This is a genomic window from Paraburkholderia sp. MM5482-R2, from assembly GCF_050436125.1.
Classification (GTDB): Bacteria; Pseudomonadota; Gammaproteobacteria; order Burkholderiales; family Burkholderiaceae; genus Paraburkholderia; species Paraburkholderia tuberum.
In genome coordinates this window covers 3,804,587-3,825,578 of sequence record NZ_JBNDLP010000002.1, presented here as the reverse complement: position 1 = coordinate 3,825,578, position 20,992 = coordinate 3,804,587, and the positions used below count along the sequence as shown (strand labels likewise).

21 protein-coding genes are annotated in these 20,992 nt (G+C 66.6%); 5 read left to right on the top strand and 16 right to left on the bottom strand.

The window, feature by feature from the left end:
• Positions 1–15 precede the first annotated feature (15 nt).
• The 4 genes from OKW37_RS20515 to ruvC all read right to left on the bottom strand — a co-directional run bounded on the left by OKW37_RS20515 (position 16) and on the right by ruvC (position 3,309).
• Positions 16–993 carry an oxygenase MpaB family protein gene (locus OKW37_RS20515; RefSeq protein ID WP_184058428.1) on the bottom strand — a complete coding sequence of 326 codons (978 nt, stop codon included), beginning with the start codon at positions 991–993 and terminating at the stop codon, positions 16–18.
• Between the two features lie 23 nt (positions 994–1,016).
• Positions 1,017–2,078, bottom strand: a complete 1,062-nt coding sequence (gene ruvB, locus OKW37_RS20510; RefSeq protein WP_429408340.1) for a Holliday junction branch migration DNA helicase RuvB — start codon at positions 2,076–2,078, stop codon at positions 1,017–1,019.
• A gap of 30 nt (positions 2,079–2,108) precedes the next feature.
• A complete protein-coding gene (ruvA, locus tag OKW37_RS20505; RefSeq protein ID WP_187609960.1) occupies positions 2,109–2,690 on the bottom strand; it encodes a Holliday junction branch migration protein RuvA in 582 nt (193 codons plus the stop codon).
• A 76-nt stretch (positions 2,691–2,766) separates the two neighbouring features.
• Complete coding sequence (gene ruvC, locus OKW37_RS20500) at positions 2,767–3,309, bottom strand: crossover junction endodeoxyribonuclease RuvC (protein ID WP_090801813.1); 543 nt, start codon at positions 3,307–3,309, stop codon at positions 2,767–2,769.
• Between the two features lie 130 nt (positions 3,310–3,439).
• On the opposite strand from ruvC, the gene OKW37_RS20495 reads away from it, so the two are divergent.
• Entirely contained in the window at positions 3,440–3,679 is a 240-nt protein-coding gene (locus OKW37_RS20495) for a hypothetical protein (protein WP_429408342.1), read from the top strand.
• 75 nt (positions 3,680–3,754) lie between these two features.
• Here OKW37_RS20495 and purH read toward each other — a convergent pair whose 3' ends face one another.
• The 5 genes from purH to OKW37_RS20470 all read right to left on the bottom strand — a co-directional run bounded on the left by purH (position 3,755) and on the right by OKW37_RS20470 (position 9,567).
• Positions 3,755–5,320, bottom strand: a complete 1,566-nt coding sequence (gene purH, locus OKW37_RS20490; protein WP_429335308.1) for a bifunctional phosphoribosylaminoimidazolecarboxamide formyltransferase/IMP cyclohydrolase — start codon at positions 5,318–5,320, stop codon at positions 3,755–3,757.
• Between the two features lie 55 nt (positions 5,321–5,375).
• Positions 5,376–5,609: a Fis family transcriptional regulator gene (locus OKW37_RS20485; protein ID WP_008919619.1), complete on the bottom strand. Its 234-nt coding sequence runs from the start codon at positions 5,607–5,609 to the stop codon at positions 5,376–5,378.
• Positions 5,606–6,682, bottom strand: coding sequence for a tRNA dihydrouridine synthase DusB (gene dusB, locus OKW37_RS20480; RefSeq protein WP_090801809.1), 1,077 nt, complete (start codon positions 6,680–6,682; stop codon positions 5,606–5,608). Before dusB ends, OKW37_RS20485 begins: the two co-directional genes overlap by 4 nt.
• Before the next feature lie 188 nt (positions 6,683–6,870).
• A complete protein-coding gene (locus OKW37_RS20475; RefSeq protein WP_429408344.1) occupies positions 6,871–8,142 on the bottom strand; it encodes a UbiH/UbiF/VisC/COQ6 family ubiquinone biosynthesis hydroxylase in 1,272 nt (423 codons plus the stop codon).
• A gap of 6 nt (positions 8,143–8,148) precedes the next feature.
• Positions 8,149–9,567 carry an aminopeptidase P N-terminal domain-containing protein gene (locus OKW37_RS20470; protein ID WP_429408346.1) on the bottom strand — a complete coding sequence of 473 codons (1,419 nt, stop codon included), beginning with the start codon at positions 9,565–9,567 and terminating at the stop codon, positions 8,149–8,151.
• Positions 9,568–9,778: 211 nt separating this feature from the next.
• On the opposite strand from OKW37_RS20470, the gene OKW37_RS20465 reads away from it, so the two are divergent.
• Positions 9,779–10,393, top strand: a complete 615-nt coding sequence (locus OKW37_RS20465) for a glutathione S-transferase C-terminal domain-containing protein (protein ID WP_018421769.1) — start codon at positions 9,779–9,781, stop codon at positions 10,391–10,393.
• A gap of 82 nt (positions 10,394–10,475) precedes the next feature.
• Here the strand turns inward: OKW37_RS20465 and lnt are convergent, their stop codons facing one another.
• The 7 genes from lnt to OKW37_RS20430 all read right to left on the bottom strand — a co-directional run bounded on the left by lnt (position 10,476) and on the right by OKW37_RS20430 (position 18,351).
• Positions 10,476–12,233, bottom strand: a complete 1,758-nt coding sequence (gene lnt, locus OKW37_RS20460) for an apolipoprotein N-acyltransferase (RefSeq protein WP_429408348.1) — start codon at positions 12,231–12,233, stop codon at positions 10,476–10,478.
• Between the two features lie 131 nt (positions 12,234–12,364).
• Complete coding sequence (locus OKW37_RS20455; protein ID WP_184058413.1) at positions 12,365–13,270, bottom strand: HlyC/CorC family transporter; 906 nt, start codon at positions 13,268–13,270, stop codon at positions 12,365–12,367.
• Between the two features lie 219 nt (positions 13,271–13,489).
• Positions 13,490–14,149, bottom strand: a complete 660-nt coding sequence (locus OKW37_RS20450) for a gamma-glutamylcyclotransferase (protein WP_090801802.1) — start codon at positions 14,147–14,149, stop codon at positions 13,490–13,492.
• A gap of 41 nt (positions 14,150–14,190) precedes the next feature.
• A complete protein-coding gene (ybeY, locus tag OKW37_RS20445; protein ID WP_429408350.1) occupies positions 14,191–14,652 on the bottom strand; it encodes an rRNA maturation RNase YbeY in 462 nt (153 codons plus the stop codon).
• An 84-nt stretch (positions 14,653–14,736) separates the two neighbouring features.
• The gene (locus OKW37_RS20440; protein WP_429408352.1) at positions 14,737–15,825 is read right to left on the bottom strand and encodes a PhoH family protein; all 1,089 of its coding nucleotides are present in this window, start codon (positions 15,823–15,825) and stop codon (positions 14,737–14,739) included.
• A gap of 43 nt (positions 15,826–15,868) precedes the next feature.
• Positions 15,869–17,254 (bottom strand): tRNA (N6-isopentenyl adenosine(37)-C2)-methylthiotransferase MiaB, encoded by a 1,386-nt coding sequence (gene miaB / locus OKW37_RS20435; protein ID WP_184058408.1) that lies wholly within the window; start codon positions 17,252–17,254, stop codon positions 15,869–15,871.
• Positions 17,255–17,385: 131 nt separating this feature from the next.
• Positions 17,386–18,351, bottom strand: coding sequence for a LysR family transcriptional regulator (locus tag OKW37_RS20430; RefSeq protein WP_429408354.1), 966 nt, complete (start codon positions 18,349–18,351; stop codon positions 17,386–17,388).
• Positions 18,352–18,461: 110 nt separating this feature from the next.
• Here OKW37_RS20430 and OKW37_RS20425 point away from each other — a divergent pair, with 110 nt between their 5' ends.
• The 3 genes from OKW37_RS20425 (at position 18,462) to OKW37_RS20415 (ending at position 20,900) form a co-directional block, all read left to right on the top strand.
• Positions 18,462–18,869 (top strand): VOC family protein, encoded by a 408-nt coding sequence (locus OKW37_RS20425; RefSeq protein ID WP_429408507.1) that lies wholly within the window; start codon positions 18,462–18,464, stop codon positions 18,867–18,869.
• A 26-nt stretch (positions 18,870–18,895) separates the two neighbouring features.
• A complete protein-coding gene (locus OKW37_RS20420) occupies positions 18,896–20,062 on the top strand; it encodes an MFS transporter (RefSeq protein ID WP_187616440.1) in 1,167 nt (388 codons plus the stop codon).
• Positions 20,063–20,192: 130 nt separating this feature from the next.
• On the top strand, positions 20,193–20,900 hold the full coding sequence (locus OKW37_RS20415; RefSeq protein ID WP_429404447.1) for a helix-turn-helix domain-containing protein: 708 nt from the start codon (positions 20,193–20,195) through the stop codon (positions 20,898–20,900).
• Positions 20,901–20,992 lie beyond the last annotated feature (92 nt).

Sequence of the window (20,992 nt, the reverse complement as noted above, 5' to 3'; positions counted from 1 at the left end):
AGACGCGTGCCGCAATCAATCCTGCTCCCGCACCGCCGCCGCCGCGCGGCGCCGAGCCCGCTTCGATACTCCATTGACCAGCGCCCAGCGGATCACCGGCGCGACGACCCGCACGCCAGGCCGCGCGAAGGTTCGACGCAGCGCCGCGTGGCGATTCAAGCCGAGCATCGTCTGCGCCCAGTCGGGCAACAGATCGACCCCCGCGTTGAGCATTAGCGTGCCAGCGGGCCGCATCGCGAAGCTCGGTGCCGGCGCGTTCATCAGAATACTCACGACTTCGCGCGTGCGCTCGCTCGCGACGAGCGCGGGCCGCATCGCGAGCAGGTACGCCTCGATCTCGGCGCGCGAGCGCGGAATATCGACGGCGCCGAGCATTTCCGCGATGCGCGCGGTTTCCGCGAAGTATTGATCCTGCGCCGCGACGGACAGCACCGGATTCACATAGCGCAGATGCGCGGTCATGAAGCTCGACACTTCCGCGACGTGTACCCACGTCAGCAGTGCGGGCTCGCTCGCGCGATACGACTGGCCGTCCGGTGCGACGCCGGTCACGTCGAGATGAATGCGCTTCACGCGCTCGATCAGCGCGAGCGCATCGTTCTTGCTGGCGTACGTCGTGCCGGCGATGAACGTCGCCGTGCGACGCAGCCGGCCCAGGATGTCGGTGCGAAAGCTCGAGTGATCCCAAACGCCCGCGAGCGCGAGCGGATGCAGCGCCTGAAGCAGCAGCGCGCTGATGCCGCCCGTCATCATCGACGTGAAGTCGGCGTGGACTTTCCAGCAGACGGAGTCCGGCCCGAACAGGCCGGGGTCGCCCGGCGGCGACGAGTAGTCGAGCACCGGTCCGCTGCCGGTCGTCAGATGCGTGACGCCGGCGGCGAGCTTCGAGCGCAGGCGGTGGGTGAGGCGCTGCGTGACATTGCCGGACGGGTCGCCGGCGGGATTGACAGGTGAACGGTTGGAAGGGCCGGGTTGCTGGGTCTGGTCTGACATCCTGGTCGGCCTCGTCGCGTGACTCAGTTCGTGGAATCCCACAGACCCGGCCGCGCGCTCGCCGAATCCGGCGCGGCCAGTCCGAAATGCCGGTACGTGAGCAGCGTGGCGATGCGGCCGCGCGGCGTGCGCTGCAGGAAGCCCTGCTGGATCAGATACGGCTCGAGCACGTCTTCGATCGTGTCGCGCTCCTCGCCGATTGCCGCCGCGAGATTGTCGACACCAACCGGGCCGCCGTCGAACTTGTACAGGATCGCTTCGAGCAGCTTGCGGTCCATCAGGTCGAAGCCGACCGCGTCGACGTCGAGCATGCTGAGCGCGGCGTCGGCCACCTGCGCGGTGATGTTGCCGTCGGCCTTCACTTCGGCGAAGTCGCGCACGCGCCGCAGCAAGCGGTTCGCGACACGCGGCGTGCCGCGCGCGCGGCGGGCGATTTCGAACGCGCCGTCCGGATGGATCTGCGCGCCGAGCAGCGCGGCCGAACGCGTGACGATGCGCGTGAGCTCCTCGGCGTTATAGAACTCGAGTCGCGCGACGATGCCGAAGCGGTCGCGCAGCGGATTGGTCAGCATACCCGCGCGCGTGGTCGCGCCGACCAGCGTGAACGGCTGCAGATCGAGCTTCACGCTGCGCGCGGCCGGCCCTTCGCCGATCATGATGTCGATCTGATAATCCTCGAGCGCTGGATACAGGATTTCCTCGACGACCGGCGAGAGCCGGTGGATTTCGTCGATGAAAAGAACGTCGTTGGCTTCGAGATTGGTCAGCAGCGCGGCGAGGTCGCCGGCGCGTTCGAGCACCGGCCCCGATGTTTGCCGCAGATTGACGCCCATCTCGCGCGCGATGATGTGCGCGAGCGTGGTCTTGCCGAGGCCCGGCGGCCCGAACAGCAGCACGTGGTCCAGCGATTCGGAACGGCGCCTCGCGGCCTCGATGAAGATTTCGAGCTGGCCGCGCACTTTCTCCTGCCCGACATATTCGTCGAGCTGACGCGGGCGCAGCGCGCGCTCGAACGCTTCTTCGTTCGGCGACACGGGCGTGGCCGCGATGATGCGCTCGGCGGCGAGTTTGTCGGTTTCGATCATGCGGTCATTGTACCGCGCGCGGCTTGGCGCTTAGCCCTTCGACAGCGCCTTCAACGCGAGCTTGATGCCCTCGGACACGCCCGTACCGGCCGGCACGTTCTTGATTGCCGCGAGCGCTTCTTTTTCCGAGTAGCCGAGCGCGAGCAGCGCATTGAGGATGTCGGAGGCGTGGTCGGATGGCGACGCGGCGCCCGCCATCGCGCCGAGGTCGGCGCCGAGCTTGCCCTTCAGTTCGAGCAGCAGCCGCTCGGCGGTCTTCTTGCCGATGCCCGGTACACGCGTGAGGCGCGCGGCGTCCTGCACCGTGACGGTCTGCGCGAGCTCCGCGACGCTCATGCCCGACAGCACCGCGAGCGCCATGCGCGCGCCGATGCCGGAAATCTTCAGCAGCTCGCGGAACGTCGAGCGTTCCTGCGCGGTGCCGAAGCCGTACAGCAGATGCGCGTCCTCGCGAACGATCATCTGCGTGAGCAGCACGATGCGCTCGCCGGTCGATGGCAGGTTGTAGAAGGTGCTCATCGGCACGTCCACTTCATAGCCGACGCCGTTGCAGTCGACGAGCAGATGCGGCGGATTTTTTTCCAGCAGAACGCCGGCAATGCGACCGATCATGGCGGATTAGTTTTCAGAGTCGGATGGGAAAGCGCGAGTGTAGCGCAGCGGATCGGCGGCGCGGGGCATAGTTGCGCTAGCCCACCAGACGCCCGCGCCGCACTCGCAAGCCCTTCTTCGCGAGCGCCGGTGCGATGCCGCCGAGCGTGCTCAGCGTCGAGCCGCCGTGCGCGTGGCAGATGGCCATGCCGAGCGCGTCGGCGGCGTCGGTGCCGGGCACGCCCGCCAGGCTCAGCAGCCGCACGACCATCTGCTGCATTTGCTCCTTGGTCGCGCGGCCATAGCCGACCACCGACTGCTTCAGCTGCAGCGCGGTGTATTCGGCGACCGGCACGCCGCCCGCGACGAGCCCGCAGATCGCGGCGCCGCGCGCCTGGCCGAGCAGCAGCGTCGACTGCGGATTGACGTTGACGAAGACTTTTTCGATGGCCGCCTGATCCGGCGCGTGCTCGCGGATCAGCGTCGAGATGCCCGCGAAGATGGTGCCGAGCCGCGACGGCAGATCGGCGTCGGCGGTGCGGATCACGCCGCTCGCGACGTAGCTCAGTGTGTGGCCGTGTTGTTCGATCACGCCGAAGCCGGTCACGCGCAGGCCGGGGTCGATGCCGAGAATTCTCATGAGGTGCCGCACAAGCGATAAAAACCAGGTGCCTGCGATACTACATCGAATGCGGCGCGCGGCGGCCCGCTGGCAGCATGCTTAGCGGAATAAAAGCTGCTAAAGGCTTTGCGAAGGAGGGCAATCGAGAATGGAGCGCTACCGCAATCTCAGCGGCGACTCGGGTGTCGACGCTTACGAAATCGGCGACGATTTCATCAAGGTGCGCTTTCGGCCGGGCGTCGTGTATTGGTACACAGAGGCGAGTGTCGGCGCCGAACATGTCGCGGTGCTGAAACGTCTCGCGCGGCGGGGCCAGGGTTTGGGCACATACATCAGCCAGCATGCGCAGGTGCGGGACGGTTATGCGCGCAAAGAGCCTGACGATTGAACGCGTCGCCGCGAAACAAAAGGCCCAGCGGGACAACCCGCCGGGCCTGTCTTGCGGCTACCGAACTTCAGCCGATCAATGACGGAAGTGACGCACGCCAGTCAGCACCATCGCGATGTTGTGCTCGTCGGCGGCGCTGACCACTTCGTCGTCGCGCACCGAGCCGCCCGGCTGGATCACGCAGGTCGCGCCTGCCGCGACGACCACGTCGAGACCGTCGCGGAACGGGAAGAACGCGTCCGATGCGACCGCCGAACCGGCCAGCCTCAGACCGGCGTTCTGCGCCTTGATGCTCGCGATGCGCGCCGAGTCCACGCGGCTCATCTGGCCCGCGCCGACGCCGAGCGTCATACCGTTCGCGCAGAACACGATCGCGTTCGACTTCACGTACTTCGCGACTCGCCATGCGAACAGCAGGTCGTCCATTTCCTTCGGTGTCGGATGACGCTTCGTGACGACGCGCAGTTCGCGCGGCTGCACGTTCTTCGAGTCGAGCGACTGCACGAGCAGGCCGCCGCCGACGCGCTTCAGATCGAACGTGTTATGGCCTTCGCCCAACGTGATTTCGAGCAGACGCACGTTCTGCTTCGCCGCGAACACCTGACGCGCTTCGGCGCTGAACGACGGCGCGATCAGCACTTCGACGAACTGCTTCGCCACCGCTTGCGCGGTCGCTTCGTCGACTTCACGGTTGAACGCGATGATGCCGCCGAACGCCGAGGTCGGATCGGTCTGGAATGCTTTCGAATACGCTTCGTGAGCGTCCGCGCCGAGCGCGACGCCGCACGGATTCGCGTGTTTGACGATCACGCAGGCCGGCACGTCGAAGGTCTTCACGCATTCCCACGCCGCGTCGGAGTCGGCGATGTTGTTGTACGACAGTTCCTTGCCCTGCAACTGGTTGTAATTCGCGAGCGCGCCGGCCGGCACCGCCAGGTCGCGGTAGAACGCCGCGCTCTGATGCGGGTTTTCGCCGTAGCGCAGGTCCTGCACCTTGTCGAACGCCATGTTGAAGGTGGCCGGGTACTCGTTGCGCGACGAATGCTGCAACTCGTCGGTCAGGCTCGTCAGGTAGTTCGTGATCGCGCCGTCGTATTGCGCGGTGTGCGCGTACACCTTGGTCGCGAGGCGGAAGTTCGTCTTGTACGACACCGTGTTGCCGTTCGAGCGCATTTCGTCGAGCACGACCGCGTAGTCGGCCGGATCGACCACCACCGTCACGTCGCGGTGATTCTTCGCGGCCGAGCGCAGCATCGTCGGGCCGCCGATGTCGATGTTCTCGATCGCGTCCTCGAGCGAGCATTCTTCCTTCGACACGGTCTGCACGAACGGGTACAGGTTCACGACCAGCAGGTCGATGGTCGGAATGTCGTGCTTCTCGAGCGCGGCCATGTGCTCGGGCAGGTCGCGGCGCGCGAGGATGCCGCCGTGCACCTTCGGATGCAGCGTTTTCACGCGCCCGTCGAGCATTTCCGGGAAACCCGTGTAGTCGGCGACTTCGGTGACGGACAGGCCCGCGTCCGCGAGCAGTTTCGCGGTGCCGCCGGTCGACAGGATCTTGATGCCGAGGTCCGACAGCGATTTGGCGAAGTCGACGATGCCGGACTTGTCGGAAACGGAGATGAGCGCTTGCTTGATCATGATGAAGACGAAAAGCCGAAGGGAAACGTGGCAGGGCGCGAGAAACTACGACGCGCTACAGCAAACCGTGTTGTTGCAGCTTCTTGCGCAGCGTATTGCGGTTGATGCCGAGATACTCGGCGGCCAGCGACTGGTTGCCGCCGGCCTGCTCGAGCACCACTTCGAGCAAGGGTTTTTCCACGCATGAAATGACCATGTCGTAGACGTCGTGCGGATTGGAGCCGTCGAGATCCTGGAAATACACGTCCAGGCTGTCGCGGACAGATTGTTCAATGTTGTTCTTGCTCATGCTGCCAGTCGGTCGGAGTTGTCCTCGCTCTCGCTGTCGAGCCCGGGGTTGCCGGGCGCTTCGTCGACGTAGACGAGGCGGTCTGAGATCGCCTTTTGCGCGTCAAAGAACTCGTTGACGGCGAGGAGTTGTTCGCGCGTGGTGTCCAGCGTATTCATGCGATGCCGGAACAGGTTGGCGCCGGAAAGGCCGCGAGTGTACCAGCCGATGTGCTTGCGCGCAGTGCGGACACCGGTAAATTCCCCGTAAAAAGCGTAGTGATCTTCGAGATGTTCGTTCATCACCTGCTGGATTTCGTCGATGCGCGGCGGCGGCAGCAACTCGCCCGTTTGCAGGAAATGCTCGATCTCGCGAAAGAGCCACGGACGCCCCTGCGCGGCGCGCCCGATCATGATCGCGTCCGCGCCGGTCGCGGCGAGCACCTCGCGCGCCTTTTGCGGCGACGTGATGTCGCCGTTCGCGACGACCGGAATGCGCACCGCCGCCTTTACCGCGGCGATGGTTTCGTACTCGGCGTCGCCGTGGTACAGGTCCGCGCGCGTGCGGCCGTGCACGGTCAGCATCGAAATGCCCGCGGCTTGCGCGAGACGCGCGACGTTCAGCGCGTTTTTGTTCTCGCGATTCCAGCCGGTACGGATTTTCAGCGTGACGGGCACCGCGTCGGGCCCGACGCCGACCGCGTTCACGACGGCCTCGACGATGCGCTGCACGAGCGGTTCGTTTTGCAGCAGCGCCGAGCCGGCCGCGACGTTGCAGACCTTCTTGGCGGGGCAGCCCATGTTGATGTCGATGATCTGCGCGCCGTTCGCGACGTTGTAGCGGGCGGCTTCGGCCATCATCTCCGGGTCCGCGCCGGCGATCTGCACCGCGATCGGCTCGACCTCGCCTTCGTGGTTCGCGCGGCGCATGGTCTTTTCGCTCTTCCACAGCTGCGCGTTCGACGCGACCATTTCCGACACCGCATAGCCCGCGCCGAGCCGTTTGCACAGCTGGCGGAACGGTCGGTCGGTCACGCCGGCCATCGGGGCGACGAACAGGTTGTTACGCAGATTGTGGGGGCCGAGAGGGGGCATGGCGTGAGCGCGCACCGACGACGGGCCAGGATTTGACGATCTTGACAGTCGGCGCAGCGCGAAATGCGAGGGAAAACCGCTATTTTAGCGTTAACGGGTTGCCGGGACTCGCGAACCGAGTCTCGTAACCCGTTAAATCTTCTATGAAAGTCGCCCGGCTCATAGAACCGGGCAGCGATTTCTCGCGCTTAACGGCGCTGGCCGAACATCATCTGCCGGGCGAGCGCGGTTTTGACCGGCGGCACGAATTCGAGTGCGGTCAGGGCGAGGCCGCGCAGTACCGCGAGCGGCGCGAAGTCGACGGTAAAGAGGCGCGCGAGCGTGTCGGTCGAGCCGATCGTCAGGCGCCGGTCGAGCGCGCGGCGTTGCGTGAAGGTGGCGAGCGCGAGCGGGGTCGGGCCTTCGGCCGACAGCGCGTCGACGAGCGCGTGCGCATCGCGCAAGCCCAGATTGAGGCCCTGGCCGGCTACCGGATGCAACGTCTGCGCCGCATTGCCGATCGCGACGATGTGGCCGTTCACCAGCGTGTCGACCGTGTTGAGACCGAGCGGGAACGACGCGCGACCCTTGATGTGCGTAAAGCGGCCCATGCGGCCGCCGAACGCGGCGTCGAGCTCGCGCAGGAACGCTTCGTCGGAAAGCTGCGCGCGGCGCGCGGCTTCGTCGGGCGCGCAGCACCAGACGAGCGCGTAGTCGGCACCACGCACGCCACCCATCGGCAGTAGCGCGATCGGACCTTGCGACGTGAAGCGCTCCCATGCGACGTGCGGCTGCGGCGCGGACACGGTGACCGTGCCGACCAGCGCGGTCTGGCCGTAGTCGCGCGAGCCGGCGCTGTTTTTACCGATGTCGCGTGCGCCGGCGGATTCGTCCGTGGCGCGGCTCGGATTTTTCGCGTGCTTCTGGTCGCCGAACAGGCCGCCCTCGGCGTTGACCAGAATCCGCGTGCGCAACTGGCGCGCGACGCCCGCGGTTTCGATCGGCAGCGTGACGCCGTCGAGCTCCTGAACCGGCGCGCCGGCCGAGGTCGAGCGGAACCAGTGGACCGGCGTCGCATGCACGGCGTCGGCGAGGCCATGCACGATCGAGCCATAGCGCAGCACGTAGCCGAGCGCGGGCAGGCCGTGCTCGCGATGATGGATCAGCGTGCGGCCGAAATGACCGCGTTGCGACACGTGGATGCGCTCGATCGCGGTGGCGTCGGCGGGCCAGCGCAGCGGCTCGAGGATCATCCGGCTGCCGTGCGAGACCGCGATCGCGCGCGGATCGGCGATCGAGTCTTCCGGCTCGCGCGCGTCGACGAGCGCGATCTTCAGCTCGCGCGTCACGCTGCGGCGCGCGAGCCAGCCGGCGAGCGCGAGGCCGACCGGCCCGGCGCCGACGATCGTCACGTCGAAATCGAACCCCTGCTGGTGGGAGGCGGGCCTCAGGATCACCGCCGAGGGAGATGCTTCGTTCATCGCGGATCAGGTCCTCTGTTGATGCGACGCTTGATGGAGGGCTCGTGCTTCCTGCATCAGCGCCTCGATCTCGTCGGCGGCGACCGGCACGTCGCGCGTGATCAGCTCGCAGCCGGTCGGCGTCACGATCGCGTCGTCCTCGATGCGGATGCCGATGTTCCAGTAGCGTTCGGGCACACCCTCGGCCGGGCGGACGTACAAGCCCGGCTCGATCGTCAGCGTCATGGACGCGCGCAGCGTGCGCCACGGCAGCACGCCCGCTTCGTCGCGCGGCGCGCCGCGCTCGCGGTAGTCGCCGCAGTCGTGCACGTCCATGCCGAGCCAGTGGCCGGTGCGGTGCATGTAGAACGGCACGTAGGCGCGCTCGGCGATCACGTCGTCGACCGAGGCGAACTTCGCGCGCGGCACGATGCCGGTGTCGAGCAGCCCCTGCGACAGCACGCGCAGCGCGGCCTGATGCGGATCGTCGAAGCTCGCACCGGCGCGCGTCGCGTCGACGGCGGCCTGCTGCGCTGCCAGCACGATGTCGTACAGCTCGCGCTGCGCCGGCGTGAAACGCCCGCTTGCCGGAAACGTGCGCGTGATGTCGGACGCGTAGCCGTCGAGTTCGCAGGCCGCGTCGATCAGGATCAGCTCGCCGTCGCGCGCGATCGCGTTGCCGGCCGGGTAGTGCAACACGCACGCGTTCGCGCCAGCCGCGACGATCGACGTATAGGCCGGCGCCTGCGCGCCAAACTTGCGGAACGTGTAGAGCAGTTCGGCCTCGAGTTCATACTCGCGGATACCGGGCCGGCACAGCGCCATAGCGCGACGATGCGCGGCCGCTGAAATCTGCGCTGCCCGGCGCATGATCGCGAGTTCGTGGTCGTCCTTGACGAGCCGCATCTCGTCGAGCAACGGCAGCAGGTCGCGCGCGGCCGTGGGCGCAACGGTGCCGCCGCGGCTTTGCGCGCGCACCGCGTCGAGCCAGCCGCGCACCTGCTCGTCGAAATGCGCCGAGGTGCCGAACGCGTAGTGCAGCGCCGGCTTGTCGGCGATGATGCGCGGCAACTGCGTGTCGAGTTCGCCGATCGGGAACGCGGCGTCGAGCCCGAATGCTTCGCGCGCGCCGTCGGGGCCGAAGCGGAAGCCTTCCCATATCTCGCGCTCGACGCTTTTCTCGCGGCAGAACAGCATCGACGCGGGCGCGCCGGGCGCGGCGCTGGCATCGAGCACCAGCAGCGCTTCGGGCTCGGTGAAGCCGGTCAGATAATAGAAGTAGCTGTCGTGGCGGTACGGGTAGTCAGTGTCGCGGTTGCGCAGCGCTTCCGGCGCGGTCGGGACGATGGCGACGCCGCCGCCCGCGGCGCGCAGCGCGGCGAGAACGCGCTCGCGGCGCGTGCGGTAGACGTCGATGGCGATGGTGGGTTCGGTCGGCTGGTTCATCGTGCGATTGTAGCGCCGCGATTCTCCTGGCCCCATTCTCCGCGCAGGACATTGACTCGCTTTGTGCGGCTCCGGACGGCGCGGCGGCCGCCGTCATGTTGCAATCTGTCCACAGCGGCTCGGCGGGCGGTTCGCGAAGATGGCGCCAGCACGCTCGCGGAAGCCTTGGACCACTTATACTTTCGCCGGATTCAGAAAAAGGCAGAAGGTCATGATGAAACTCATCGGTTCGTTCGGCAGCCCGTTCGTGCGCAAAGCACGCATCGTGCTCGCCGATAAGAAGATCGACTACGAACTGGTGCCCGAGAACGTCTGGGCGCCGGATACCCGGATTCACACCTTCAATCCGCTCGGCAAGGTGCCGTGCCTCGTGATGGAAGACGGCGAGGCCGTGTTCGATTCGCGCGTGATCTGCGAGTACGTCGATACGCTGTCGCCGGTCGGCAAGCTGATTCCGCCGTCGGGGCGCGAGCGCGTCGCAGTGCGCTGCTGGGAAGCGCTCGCCGACGGCATGCTCGACGCGGCCGTGCTGATCCGTCTCGAAGGCACGCAGCGCGCGCCCGAGCAGCGCGTGGACGCGTGGCTCGCGCGGCAGCAGCGCAAGATCGACGAAGCGCTGATCGCGATGTCGCAAGGGCTCGGCAGCAAGCCGTGGTGCGCGAGCAATCACTACACGCTGGCCGACATCGCGGTGGGCTGCGCGCTCGGCTATCTGGACTTCCGTATGCCGGAACTGAACTGGCGCGAATCGCATCCGAACCTGGACAAGCACTTCCAGAAGCTGTCGCTGCGGCAGTCGTTCATCGATACGGTGCCGAAGGATTGATGAAGCTCGAACGAGCATGAAAAAGATGCGCCTGCATGTCAGGCGCATTTTTTTTGCGGGTGTCGTGCCTTTGGCGTCGGCGTTACCGCTTGCCGTTGCGTCGCCGCGCGAGCCCCGGTCCGAACGCGAAACCGAACGCGAGCAGCAGCGCCGACACCGCGAGCACCGTGTTGTTGCCGCTCGTCACGTAAGGCGTGTAGCCTGAGGTGCCTTGCACGCGCACGTCGAGCGAACCGACCGTGTAGGGCGTCAGGCGCCCGATCACGCGGCCGTTCGCGTCGATCGCGGCGGTGATGCCGGTGTTGGTTGCGCGCAGCATCGGCCGGCCGGTTTCGAGCGAGCGCATGCGCGCGATCTGCAGATGCTGGTCGAGCGCGATCGTGTCGCCGAACCACGCGAGATTGGTCGAGTTGATCAGCACGCCGGCGGGCGTCGCATTCTCGCGCAGCGTGCGCGCGATCTCCTCGCCGAAGATGTCCTCGTAGCAGATGTTCACCGCGACCGGCTGGTTATGCACCATGAACGGCTTTTGTACCGGCGGGCCGCGGAAGAAATCGCCGAGCGGAATGTTCATCAGATTCACGAACCAGCGGAAGCCCCACGGCACGAATTCGCCGAACGGTACCAGATGGTGCTTGTCGTAGCGATAAATCTCGTGCGAGCCGGGCGTGACGCCGAACAGGCTGTTGGTGTAGTCGACCACCCGGCCGTCCGGCGTGATCGTGCCGCCGATCGCGCCGAACAGCAGCGCGCTGCCGGTCGAATCCGTGAACTGGCGGATCGCGGCCGCGAAGTTCGGCGGAAGCTGCTGCGCGAGCACGGGGATCGCGGTTTCCGGCGTGACGATCAGATCGGCCGGCTTCGACGTGATCATCCGCTGATACTCGTCGACCGCCGCGCGCAAGCCGGCTTCCTCGAACTTCATCTCCTGCTTCACGTTGCCTTGCAACAGCCGCACCGACAGCGCCGCGTTGGCGGGCGTGGTCCACTGCACGAGCGGCAGCAGCAGGCCGATCACGAGCAGCGCGAGCGCGACGCCAGCAGGCACGACGATGGGGGCGATGCGCGTGCCGCGGCCCCGCGCGGCGCGACCGCCGGCGTCATCAGCGGCGCTGGCGTTCGGCTCGAGCGATTCATTCGCCCGCCCGGAGCGCCACGACGGCAGTAGCGCCAGCAACGCCTGCACGATCAACGCGGCCGTCAGCGCAACCATCCAACCGACGCCATATACGCCGACCACCGGCGCAAACCCCGCCAACGGGCCGTCGACCTGCGCATAACCGGTGGCGAGCCACGGAAACCCGGTGAACACCGTGCCGCGCAGCCATTCGCCGATCGCCCACGCGCTTGCAAAGGCGAGCGCGCCGTGCCAGGTCGGCGAGAATGGCGCGCGCTCGTCGGCCGCGCCGTTGCGCGCATGGCCCGCGCAGAACGACCACACCCCCGCGGCGAGCGCCGGATAGACCGCGAGATACAGGCAGAACAGCACGAGCGCCGTGCCGGCGAGCGGTGCCGGCATGCCGCCGTAGAAGTGCATGCTCACATACAGCCACCAGACCCCGCTCACGAAGTTGCCGAAGCCGAACGCGCCGCCCGTCAGCGCGGCGCTTTTCCAGCCGGTGCTGCGCGTGAGCCACGCGAAGAAGAACACGAAGATCGCGAGTTGCAGCCAGCCGCCATGCGGCGTTGGCGCGAACGACAGCGTATTGGCCGCGCCCGCGGCCAGTGCGACGAGGTAGTGCCAGCGCGGCAGCGCGCGGCTGCGCGTGCCGTCTTCGGTGGGAGCGGGAGCGGTGGCGCTCACGCCGCGGTGCGAACGGGAAGTGATCGGGTCGGCCATTGTTGCGCGGTCGGCGTCGGTAGTTGAAAGGGCAACTCAGTAGGCAAACGAGTTGGCAAATGGAGTTGGCAAATGCGCCGGCAATGAAAGCGCGCGGGCGCTCAGGCCGTGCATCGGCCCGAGCCGCCGGCTCAGGTCTGCACGTGCTGTGACTCGCGCTCGCGCTGGCCCGCGAGCGGGTCGCGACGCACCAGCAGCATGTGGATCTGGCGGGCGTCGCCGCGCAGGATCTCGAAGATCAGGTCGTCGAGGCGGACTGTCTCGCCCCGATGCGGCACCCGGCCGAAGTGATGCGTGACCAGCCCGCCGATCGTGTCGACCTCGTCGTCCGAATAATGCGTGCCGAAGGTGTCGTTGAACTGCTCGATCTCGGTCAGCGCGCGCACGCGGAAGCGTCCGTCCGGCGAAGCGATGATGTTGCCGCTCTCCTCGTCGAAATCGTATTCGTCCTCGATGTCGCCGACGATCTGCTCCAGTACGTCTTCGATCGTGATCAGGCCCGCGACGCCGCCGTACTCGTCGACGACCACCGCGAGGTGGTTGCGGTTCACGCGGAAGTCGTGCAGCAGCACGTTCAGCCGCTTCGACTCGGGGATGAACACGGCAGGGCGCAGCATGCCGCGCACGTCGAACTCTTCTTCGGCGTAGTAGCGCAGCAGATCTTTCGCGAGCAGCACGCCGATGATGTTGTCGCGATTGCCCTCGTAGACCGGATAGCGCGAATGCGCCTTGTCCAGCACGTAGGGGATGAATTCAGCGGGATTGTCCGCGATGTTGATCGCGTCCATTTGCGCGCGCGGCACCATGATGTCGCGTGCGCTCAGTTCCGACACCTGGAACACGCCTTCGATCATCGACAGCGAGTCGGCGTCGATCAGGTTGCGTTCGTGCGCGTCCTGCAGAATTTCCAGAAGTTCGGCGCGCGAGTCGGGCTCGGGCGAGATGAAGTCGGTCAGGCGCTCGAGCAGCGAGCGCTTTTCCTGCGGTTTGTCGAGTTGACGTCCGGTATGGCGTCGACTGGGATACGTGTCGTTCATGGTAGTGCGCCCGGCGAGACTGGGCGCGCTGTTGCAGAGCGTTAAGGATACACCAGGCGCATGGCGGAACCGTGTCCCGCCGGGCCCGGCGATGAGCGAAGCCAGGGTGAAACGGCCCCGCCGCGACGGCGGAGCGTGGAATCATCCTAACCGATTACGCGGGCAAAAGCGCTCGCTGGCAAAAAAGTCGCGGGTGGGGTTTTCGCCGAGATGCCGCGGTCACACGGCCGGCTTGCAACGCGCGAGCAGCGCTTCGAGCGCGCGGTCCGGCATGCCGCTTTCGCGCAGCGCGTGCACGGTGCGGCTCACGTAATCGAAGGTCGTGCCGTAGCGGCCGCTCGCACAGCCCAGCACGGTCTGGATGATGTCGTCGCGCAGCTTGCCGGTGTAGCTCGGCACGTCGCGGCGCATCACGAATGCGAGCGCGTCGACGCGCCGGCCGTCCGCGAGCACGCACGGCAGCCACGCGGGACGGTACGAGCCCATCGGCATTTCGCGGCGCCACAGTGCTTCGAGATGCGGCCTCGAGCCATCGGCCGCGAGCCGGAAGGCCATGCCGGTGCACGAGCCGCCGCGATCGAGCGCGAGCACGAGGCCGGGCTGCTCTGGCGTGCCGCGATTGACTCGCGACCACAGATAGAGGCCGCGGTGATAGCCGTGCACCTTCGAGCGCATCGCCTCGACGGTCGGCAGGCCCGGGTTCCAGATCAGCGAGCCATAGCCGAACAGCCACAGATCGCTTTGGCGGTCCCAGCCGCGCAACGTGGATTCGAGCGACGCGCGCAGTTCGTCGTCCGTCAGGAGCCGCGAGTCGCCGAGCACCGGCGGGTAGTCCGGACAGCGCACGGGGATATCGGCTTCGGGGGACGGAGTGCTCACGGTGGGTTCGGGCGGGCTGGCGTCGAGGAGGGGCGGAACGCCTATTGGTAAGGGTCCGGAAAGCCGAGCTTGCCGAGGATTTCGGTTTCGATCGCTTCCATTTCCTCGGCTTCTTCTTCGACCTCGTGGTCGTAGCCCTGTGCATGCAGCGTGCCGTGCACGAGCAGGTGCGCGTAATGCGCGGCGAGCGGCTTGCCCTGCTCGGCGGCTTCCTTCTCGACCACCGGGCAGCACAGAATCAGATCGCCCGTGACCGGATCATGTTCCGATTCGGCATAGGCGAAGGTCAGCACGTTGGTCGCGTAATCCTTGCCGCGATAGGTGCGATTCAGCGTGCGGCCTTCTTCGGCGTCGACGAACCGAACCGTCAGTTCGCCGTCCGCGAACAGCGCCGCCTTGATCCAGCCGGCCACCGTCGCGCGCGGCAGCAGCACCTTGTGTTCCGGCCAGGCTTTGGCGGCGGGGAATTGCAGGCTCAACGTCAGTTTCGGGGTGCGGCTCATGCGGTTTCTTTGCGTGGCATTCCTGGCTCAGTCTTTTTTTTTGCGGCGAGGCGACGCGGGCCTCGCGCTGCTAAGCGCATCGCTTTAGCGCGGATCGACCGCGGCCGGCGACTTCTGCGCATGCGCATCGTACGCCTCCACAATTCGCGCGACCAGCGGATGCCGCACCACGTCCGCGCTCGTGAAACGCGTGAGCGCGATGCCGCGCACGTTCGCGAGCACCTGTTGCGCTTCGATCAGCCCGCTCTTCTGGCCGCGCGGCAGATCGACCTGGGTCGTGTCGCCGGTGACGACCGCCTTCGAGCCGAAGCCGATTCGCGTGAGGAACATCTTCATCTGCTCGGGCGTGGTGTTCTGCGCCTCGTCGAGGATGATGAACGCGTGATTCAGCGTGCGGCCGCGCATGTATGCGAGCGGCGCGATTTCGATCATCTGCCGCTCGAACATCTTCGCGGTTTTGTCGAAGCCGAGCAGGTCGTACAGCGCGTCGTAGAGCGGGCGCAGATACGGATCGACTTTCTGCGCGAGATCGCCCGGCAAAAAGCCGAGCCGCTCGCCCGCCTCGACGGCCGGGCGCGTCAGCACGATGCGTTTGACCTGGTCGCGCTCGAGCGCGTCGACCGCGCAGGCCACGGCGAGATAGGTCTTGCCGGTGCCGGCGGGGCCGACGCCGAACGTGACGTCGTGTGACACGATCTGCTTCAGGTACTCGCGCTGCGCCGGCGTGCGGCCGCGCAGATCCGCGCGTCGCGTGTACAGCTTCGGGCCGTATTCCTCGAAGTCGTCCTCGCTCGCTGTGGCGTCGGCGGGCTGGTCGAACGGGTGATCGGGATTGCCGGCGAAGTGCGCGTCGACGGGGTCGCCATTGCCATTGCCATTGCCGTTGCCATTCGAACGATGACGCACCGGATGACGCACTTCGACGAGCGCGAGCTGGATGTCGTCGACCGACAAAGGCTCGCGCGCGTTGTTGTAGAAGTTTTCGAGCGCGGTGAGCGCGAGTTTCGCGCCGCGCCCGCGGATCGCGATGCGGTGGCCGCGGCGCTGCAGGGTCACGTCGAGCGCCTGCTCGATCTGCCGCAGATTTTCGTCGAGCGGTCCGCAGAGGTTGGCGAGCCGCGCATTATCTTCGCGCGGTGCGGTGAATTCCAGAGGCTGCTGAGTGGTCTTCAAGGCGGTGAGTCGATCCTGTCGGTTGCGGTACTCAGAATGTCGTTCAATGCGTCGTCGCGGCGCTGTCGTCGTGAACCATCACGAGTTCGCCACGCAGCGAGTGTGGATACGCGTGCACGATCTTCACGTCGACCATCTGACCGATCAGCCGTGCATGCGACGCGACCGGCGCCGGGAAATTGACGACGCGGTTGTTCCCGGTGCGGCCCGCGAGCTCGTTCGGGTCCTTGCGCGCCGGGCGCTCGACCAGAATGCGTTCGACCTTGCCGACCATCGCGTGGCTGATGCGCTGCACGTTCTCTTCGATCGTGGCCTGCAGATGCTGCAGGCGCTTGAGCTTCACCTCGCGCGGCGTGTCGTCGTGCAGGTTCGCGGCCGGCGTACCGGGACGCGGGCTGTAGATGAACGAAAAGCTCGTGTCGTACTTCATCTCTTCGACGAGCGCCATCATCTTCGCGAAGTCTTCCTCGGTCTCGCCGGGGAAGCCGACGATCATGTCCGTCGACAGCGACAGGTCCGGGCGGATCGCGCGCAGCTTGCGGATCACCGACTTGTACTCGAGCACGGTGTAGCCGCGCTTCATCGCCATCAGGATGCGGTCGGAGCCGTGCTGCACCGGCAGATGCAGGTGGCTGACGAGCTTCGGTACCTTCGCGTAGGTGTCGATCAGGCGCTGCGTGAACTCCTTCGGATGCGACGTCGTGTAGCGGATCCGTTCGATGCCGGGGAGGTCCGCGACGTATTCGATCAGCGTCGCGAAGTCGGCGATCTCGGTCGAACCCACGGTCAGCGCGCCGCCGAATTTTCCACGATAAGCGTTCACGTTCTGGCCGAGCAGCGTGACTTCGCGCACGCCCTGGTCGGCGAGGCCGGCGATTTCGGTCAGCACGTCGTCGAGCGGACGCGACACTTCCTCGCCGCGCGTGTACGGCACGACGCAGTAGCTGCAGTACTTGCTGCAGCCTTCCATGATCGACACGAACGCGCTCGGACCTTCGACGCGCGCCGGCGGCAGGTGATCGAACTTCTCGATTTCGGGAAACGAAATATCGACCTGCGCGCGGCCGCTCGCGCGGCGCTCGTCGATCATCTGCGGCAGGCGGTGCAGCGTTTGCGGACCGAACACGATATCGACGTACGGCGCGCGCGCGACGATCGATGCGCCTTCCTGACTCGCGACGCAGCCACCCACGCCAATGATCAGATTCGGATTCGCGTCCTTCAGCTCGCGTACGCGGCCGAGGTCGGAGAAGACTTTTTCCTGCGCTTTTTCGCGCACCGAGCAGGTGTTGAACAGGATCACGTCGGCGTCTTCCGGCGTGTCGGTCTTGACGAGTCCTTCAGCGGCACCGAGCACGTCGACCATCTTGTCGGAGTCGTACTCGTTCATCTGGCAGCCAAAGGTCTTTACATAAACTTTCTTGGTCATCGAATTTCGCCGGTCGCAGTGGTTAACCTGGGGGCGTCGTAAAAGGTGAAGGAGGCCGCGGCGCGGGGCAGCGCGGCGCGTGATGGCCGGCTTGCGCGTGTCTTTGCAGCGTAACTGCATATTATAGCCCTTCACGCAACGGGGGTTTCGGCGCTCATTGGCCGGTCCGGCGGCAGTCCCAGCAGGCTTTCCAGTTCATCCGACACCTGCGCGAAGCGCTCGGCGAGGAAATCGAGCAGCACGCGCACGCGCGGCGCCATGAAGCGATTGCGGTGATACAGCGCGTGCAGCGGGGCATCGGGGTAGCGCCATTCCGGCAGCAGGATCTTCAGGCGACCGGCGCGCAGGTCCGCTTCCACGTCCCACATCGATTTGATCGCGATGCCGTAGCCGCGCAGCGCCCATTCGCGCGCGACCGCGCCGTCGTTGGTTTCGCGCGCCGCTTCGAACGGCACGCTGTAGTGCTGCACCTCGTCACCGCGCGTGAAGCGCCATTCGCTGGCCGGCCCCGATGCGGTGCCGAGCACGATGCAGTCGAAATTGGCGAGGTCGAGCGGGTTCTTCGGCTCGCCGCGACGCCCGACGTATTCCGGTGATGCGCACAGCACCCGCCGGTTCGGCGCGAGCCGGCGCGCGACCAGCGAGCTGTCCTGTGGCACGCCGAAGCGGATCGCCAGATCGATGTCCTCCTGCACGAGATTGGCCAGCGCATCCGACAGCGTCAACGCGAACGTCACGTCCGGGTACAGCGCGTTGAATTCGTCGAGCCAGTGCATCAGCAGGTTGCGGCCGAAGTCCGAGGTCGCCGACACCCGCACCTTGCCGCGCACGACGTTCTGGCCCGCTTGCAGCGCGGCTTCGGCGTCGTCGAGCGATTGCAGCGCCTGGCGGCAGCAGTTCAGGTAGAGGCGGCCTTCGTCGGTGAGCCGTAGCTGCCGCGTGGTGCGCTCGAACAGGCGCGCTTTGAGCCTCGCTTCCAGTTTCGCGAGCCGCGCGCTCGCCGCGGCGGGTGTCAGACCCATCTTGCGGCCCGCCGCCGACAAGCTGCCTTGCTGCGCCGCTTCGACGAAGAGGCGGATGTCGCCGAGGTTATCCATCGCTGGCTTTCAAGCAGAATTTGAAAATGCTTCAAATGCTACGCCAATTATCAAATTGGCGTCACGCCGCGACAATGCAGCCGTCGAAACCTCCGCTGCTGTCCTTCGTCATGCAACTCGGTCACGCGACCATCGTCACCGCCGACCTTGATTCCGCCCGACGTTTCTTCTTCGACATCGCCGGGTTCACCGAAGGCGCCCGCCCGCCGTTTTCCGTCGACGGCTACTGGCTGTACGCAAGCGGCCGCCCGGTAGTGCATCTGATCGCCGCGCCGGCTTCCGGCGCGGCGGGCCGCGTCATGCCGCGCATCGATCACATCGCCTGTCGGCTCGATAGCGCCGGCGAATGGCAAGCGTTGCTCGAGCGGCTCGGCGCGCACGACATCGGCTATCAGACCGCGCAGGTGCCGGCGAGCGCCGTGCAACCGGAGCAGCGGCAGCTGTTCGTCGCGCTCGCGCCGGGCGTCGTCATCGAATTCGTGACGGCGGCGCGCCAGGCCCTTCAACCCAAACCCTGATCCCACCTCATTCCCGGAGCGGAAAAATGCCCATGCCATTACTCGCGCTCGCGATTAGCGCCTTCGCCATCGGTACGACCGAATTCGTCATCATGGGCCTGTTGCCCGAAGTGGCGCGCGATCTGGCCGTGTCGATCCCGTCCGCGGGCCTGCTCGTCAGCGGCTATGCGCTCGGCGTCGCGGTCGGCGCGCCACTGCTCGCGGTAGTCACGAGCAGGATGTCGCGCAAGTTCGCGCTGCAGCTGCTGATGGGCGTGTTCATCGTCGGCAATGTGTTGTGCGCGGTGGCGCCGGGTTATTCGGTGCTGATGATCGCGCGCGTCGTGACCTCGTTCGCGCACGGCTCGTTCTTCGGCATCGGCGCGGTGGTCGCGGCATCGCTCGTGCCGGCCGAAAAGCGCGCGAGCGCGATCGCGCTGATGTTCACGGGCCTAACGCTCGCGAACGTGCTCGGCGTGCCGTTCGGCACCTTCATCGGCCAGCAGTTCGGCTGGCGCGCGGCGTTCTGGATCGTCAGCGGCTTCGGCGTGCTGTCGCTCGCGGGCATCAGCGCGCTGGTGCCGAACCGCCACGACACCGGCCCCGCCGGCCTCGCCCACGAAGTGCGCGTGCTGCAAGACCCGCAAGTGTGGAGCGCCCTCGCGATGACGGTGCTCGGCTTCGGGGGCGTGTTCGTCGTGTTCACCTATATCGCGCCGATCCTCGAGCAGGTGAGCGGTTTTTCGCCGCGCGGCGTGACGCTGATCCTCGTGCTGTTCGGCGTGGGCCTGACGATCGGCAACATGGTTGGCGGCAAGCTTGCGGACCGCGCGCTGATGCCGTCGCTGATGGGCATTCTCGCCGCGCTCGCGGTCGTGATGGCGATCTTCGCGCGCACCAGCCATTCGCAAGCGGCTGCCGCGATCACGGTGTTCGTGTGGGGCATCGCGGCGTTCGCGACGGTGCCCCCGTTGCAGATGCGCGTGGTCGAGAAGGCGGCCGCCGCGCCGAATCTCGCGTCGACACTGAACATCGGCGCGTTCAACGTCGGCAATGCAGCGGGTGCGTGGCTCGGCGGTCTCGTGATCAATCACGGCCACGCGCTCGATACCTTGCCGTGGGTTGCCGCCGCGGTCAGCGTCGCCGCGCTGCTGCTGACGTGGTTCGCGGCGCGCATGGATGCGCCGGCGCGCGCGCTCGCGCAAAGCGCGTGAGTCGTCAGTTGCTTGCCTCCGCCATGCTGATAACAGTGTGAAGATAACTTCGTTGGGCGCGGCCAAAGCCGATGCTATCTTGCTTCCACTTACTGCTCTTGCCCCGCCTGGCGGGGCTCTGGAGGCCAATATGCATTCCCCGCTCGCGCTGGTCCGCGATCCCTCTGCCGATGCCGACACCGACGCGGCGCCGCGCTCCGCCGAACCCTTCGATGCGCTCGAACAGCTGGTCGGCGTGAATCTGGCGCGGCTGCGCGCCGAACGGCAGCTTTCGCTCGATGCGCTGGCGCGCGCGTCAGGCGTGTCGCGCGCCATGCTCGCGCAGATCGAGTCGGCGCGCAGCGTGCCGTCGATCAAGGTGCTGTGCAAGGTGGCGGCGGCACTGAAGGTGTCGGTGGCGGCGTTCCTGCGGCGTCACGCGACCAACGGCTTCGCGCATCTGCCGGCCGAGCGCTCGGCCCGCGTGGTCAGCGCGAACGGTTGCTACTCGGTGCGGCCGCTCTATCCCGACGACGAGTCGATCGCCGCCGAGTTTCACGAACTGCGGATCGCCCCGCTGCATACCGAAGCGGGCGTGCGCCGCGCGCCTGGCACGACGGTGAATCTGGTGGTCAGCGACGGTACGCTCGAAGTCAGCGTGCACGACCAGCGTCAACTGCTCGCGACCGGCGACGCGATCGTGTTCGACGCCGACCAGCCGCACAGCCTGCGCAATCCCGGCGACACCGAGGCGCGCGCGTTTCGCGTGACGCTGCGGGCTGAGACGCCGCCGCGCTGGGAAGTGCCGGCCGCGGGCGCCGCACGCGACGAAGCCGCACGCAAAGGTGTGCCGGGTTGAGAATCGACGGCGTCGAGGTTCAAGCGCGGGTCAGGGCGTCGATGCAGGTCCAATGCAATGAGTAGGGTCTTTGTTCGTCGCGCTGCAGCGCT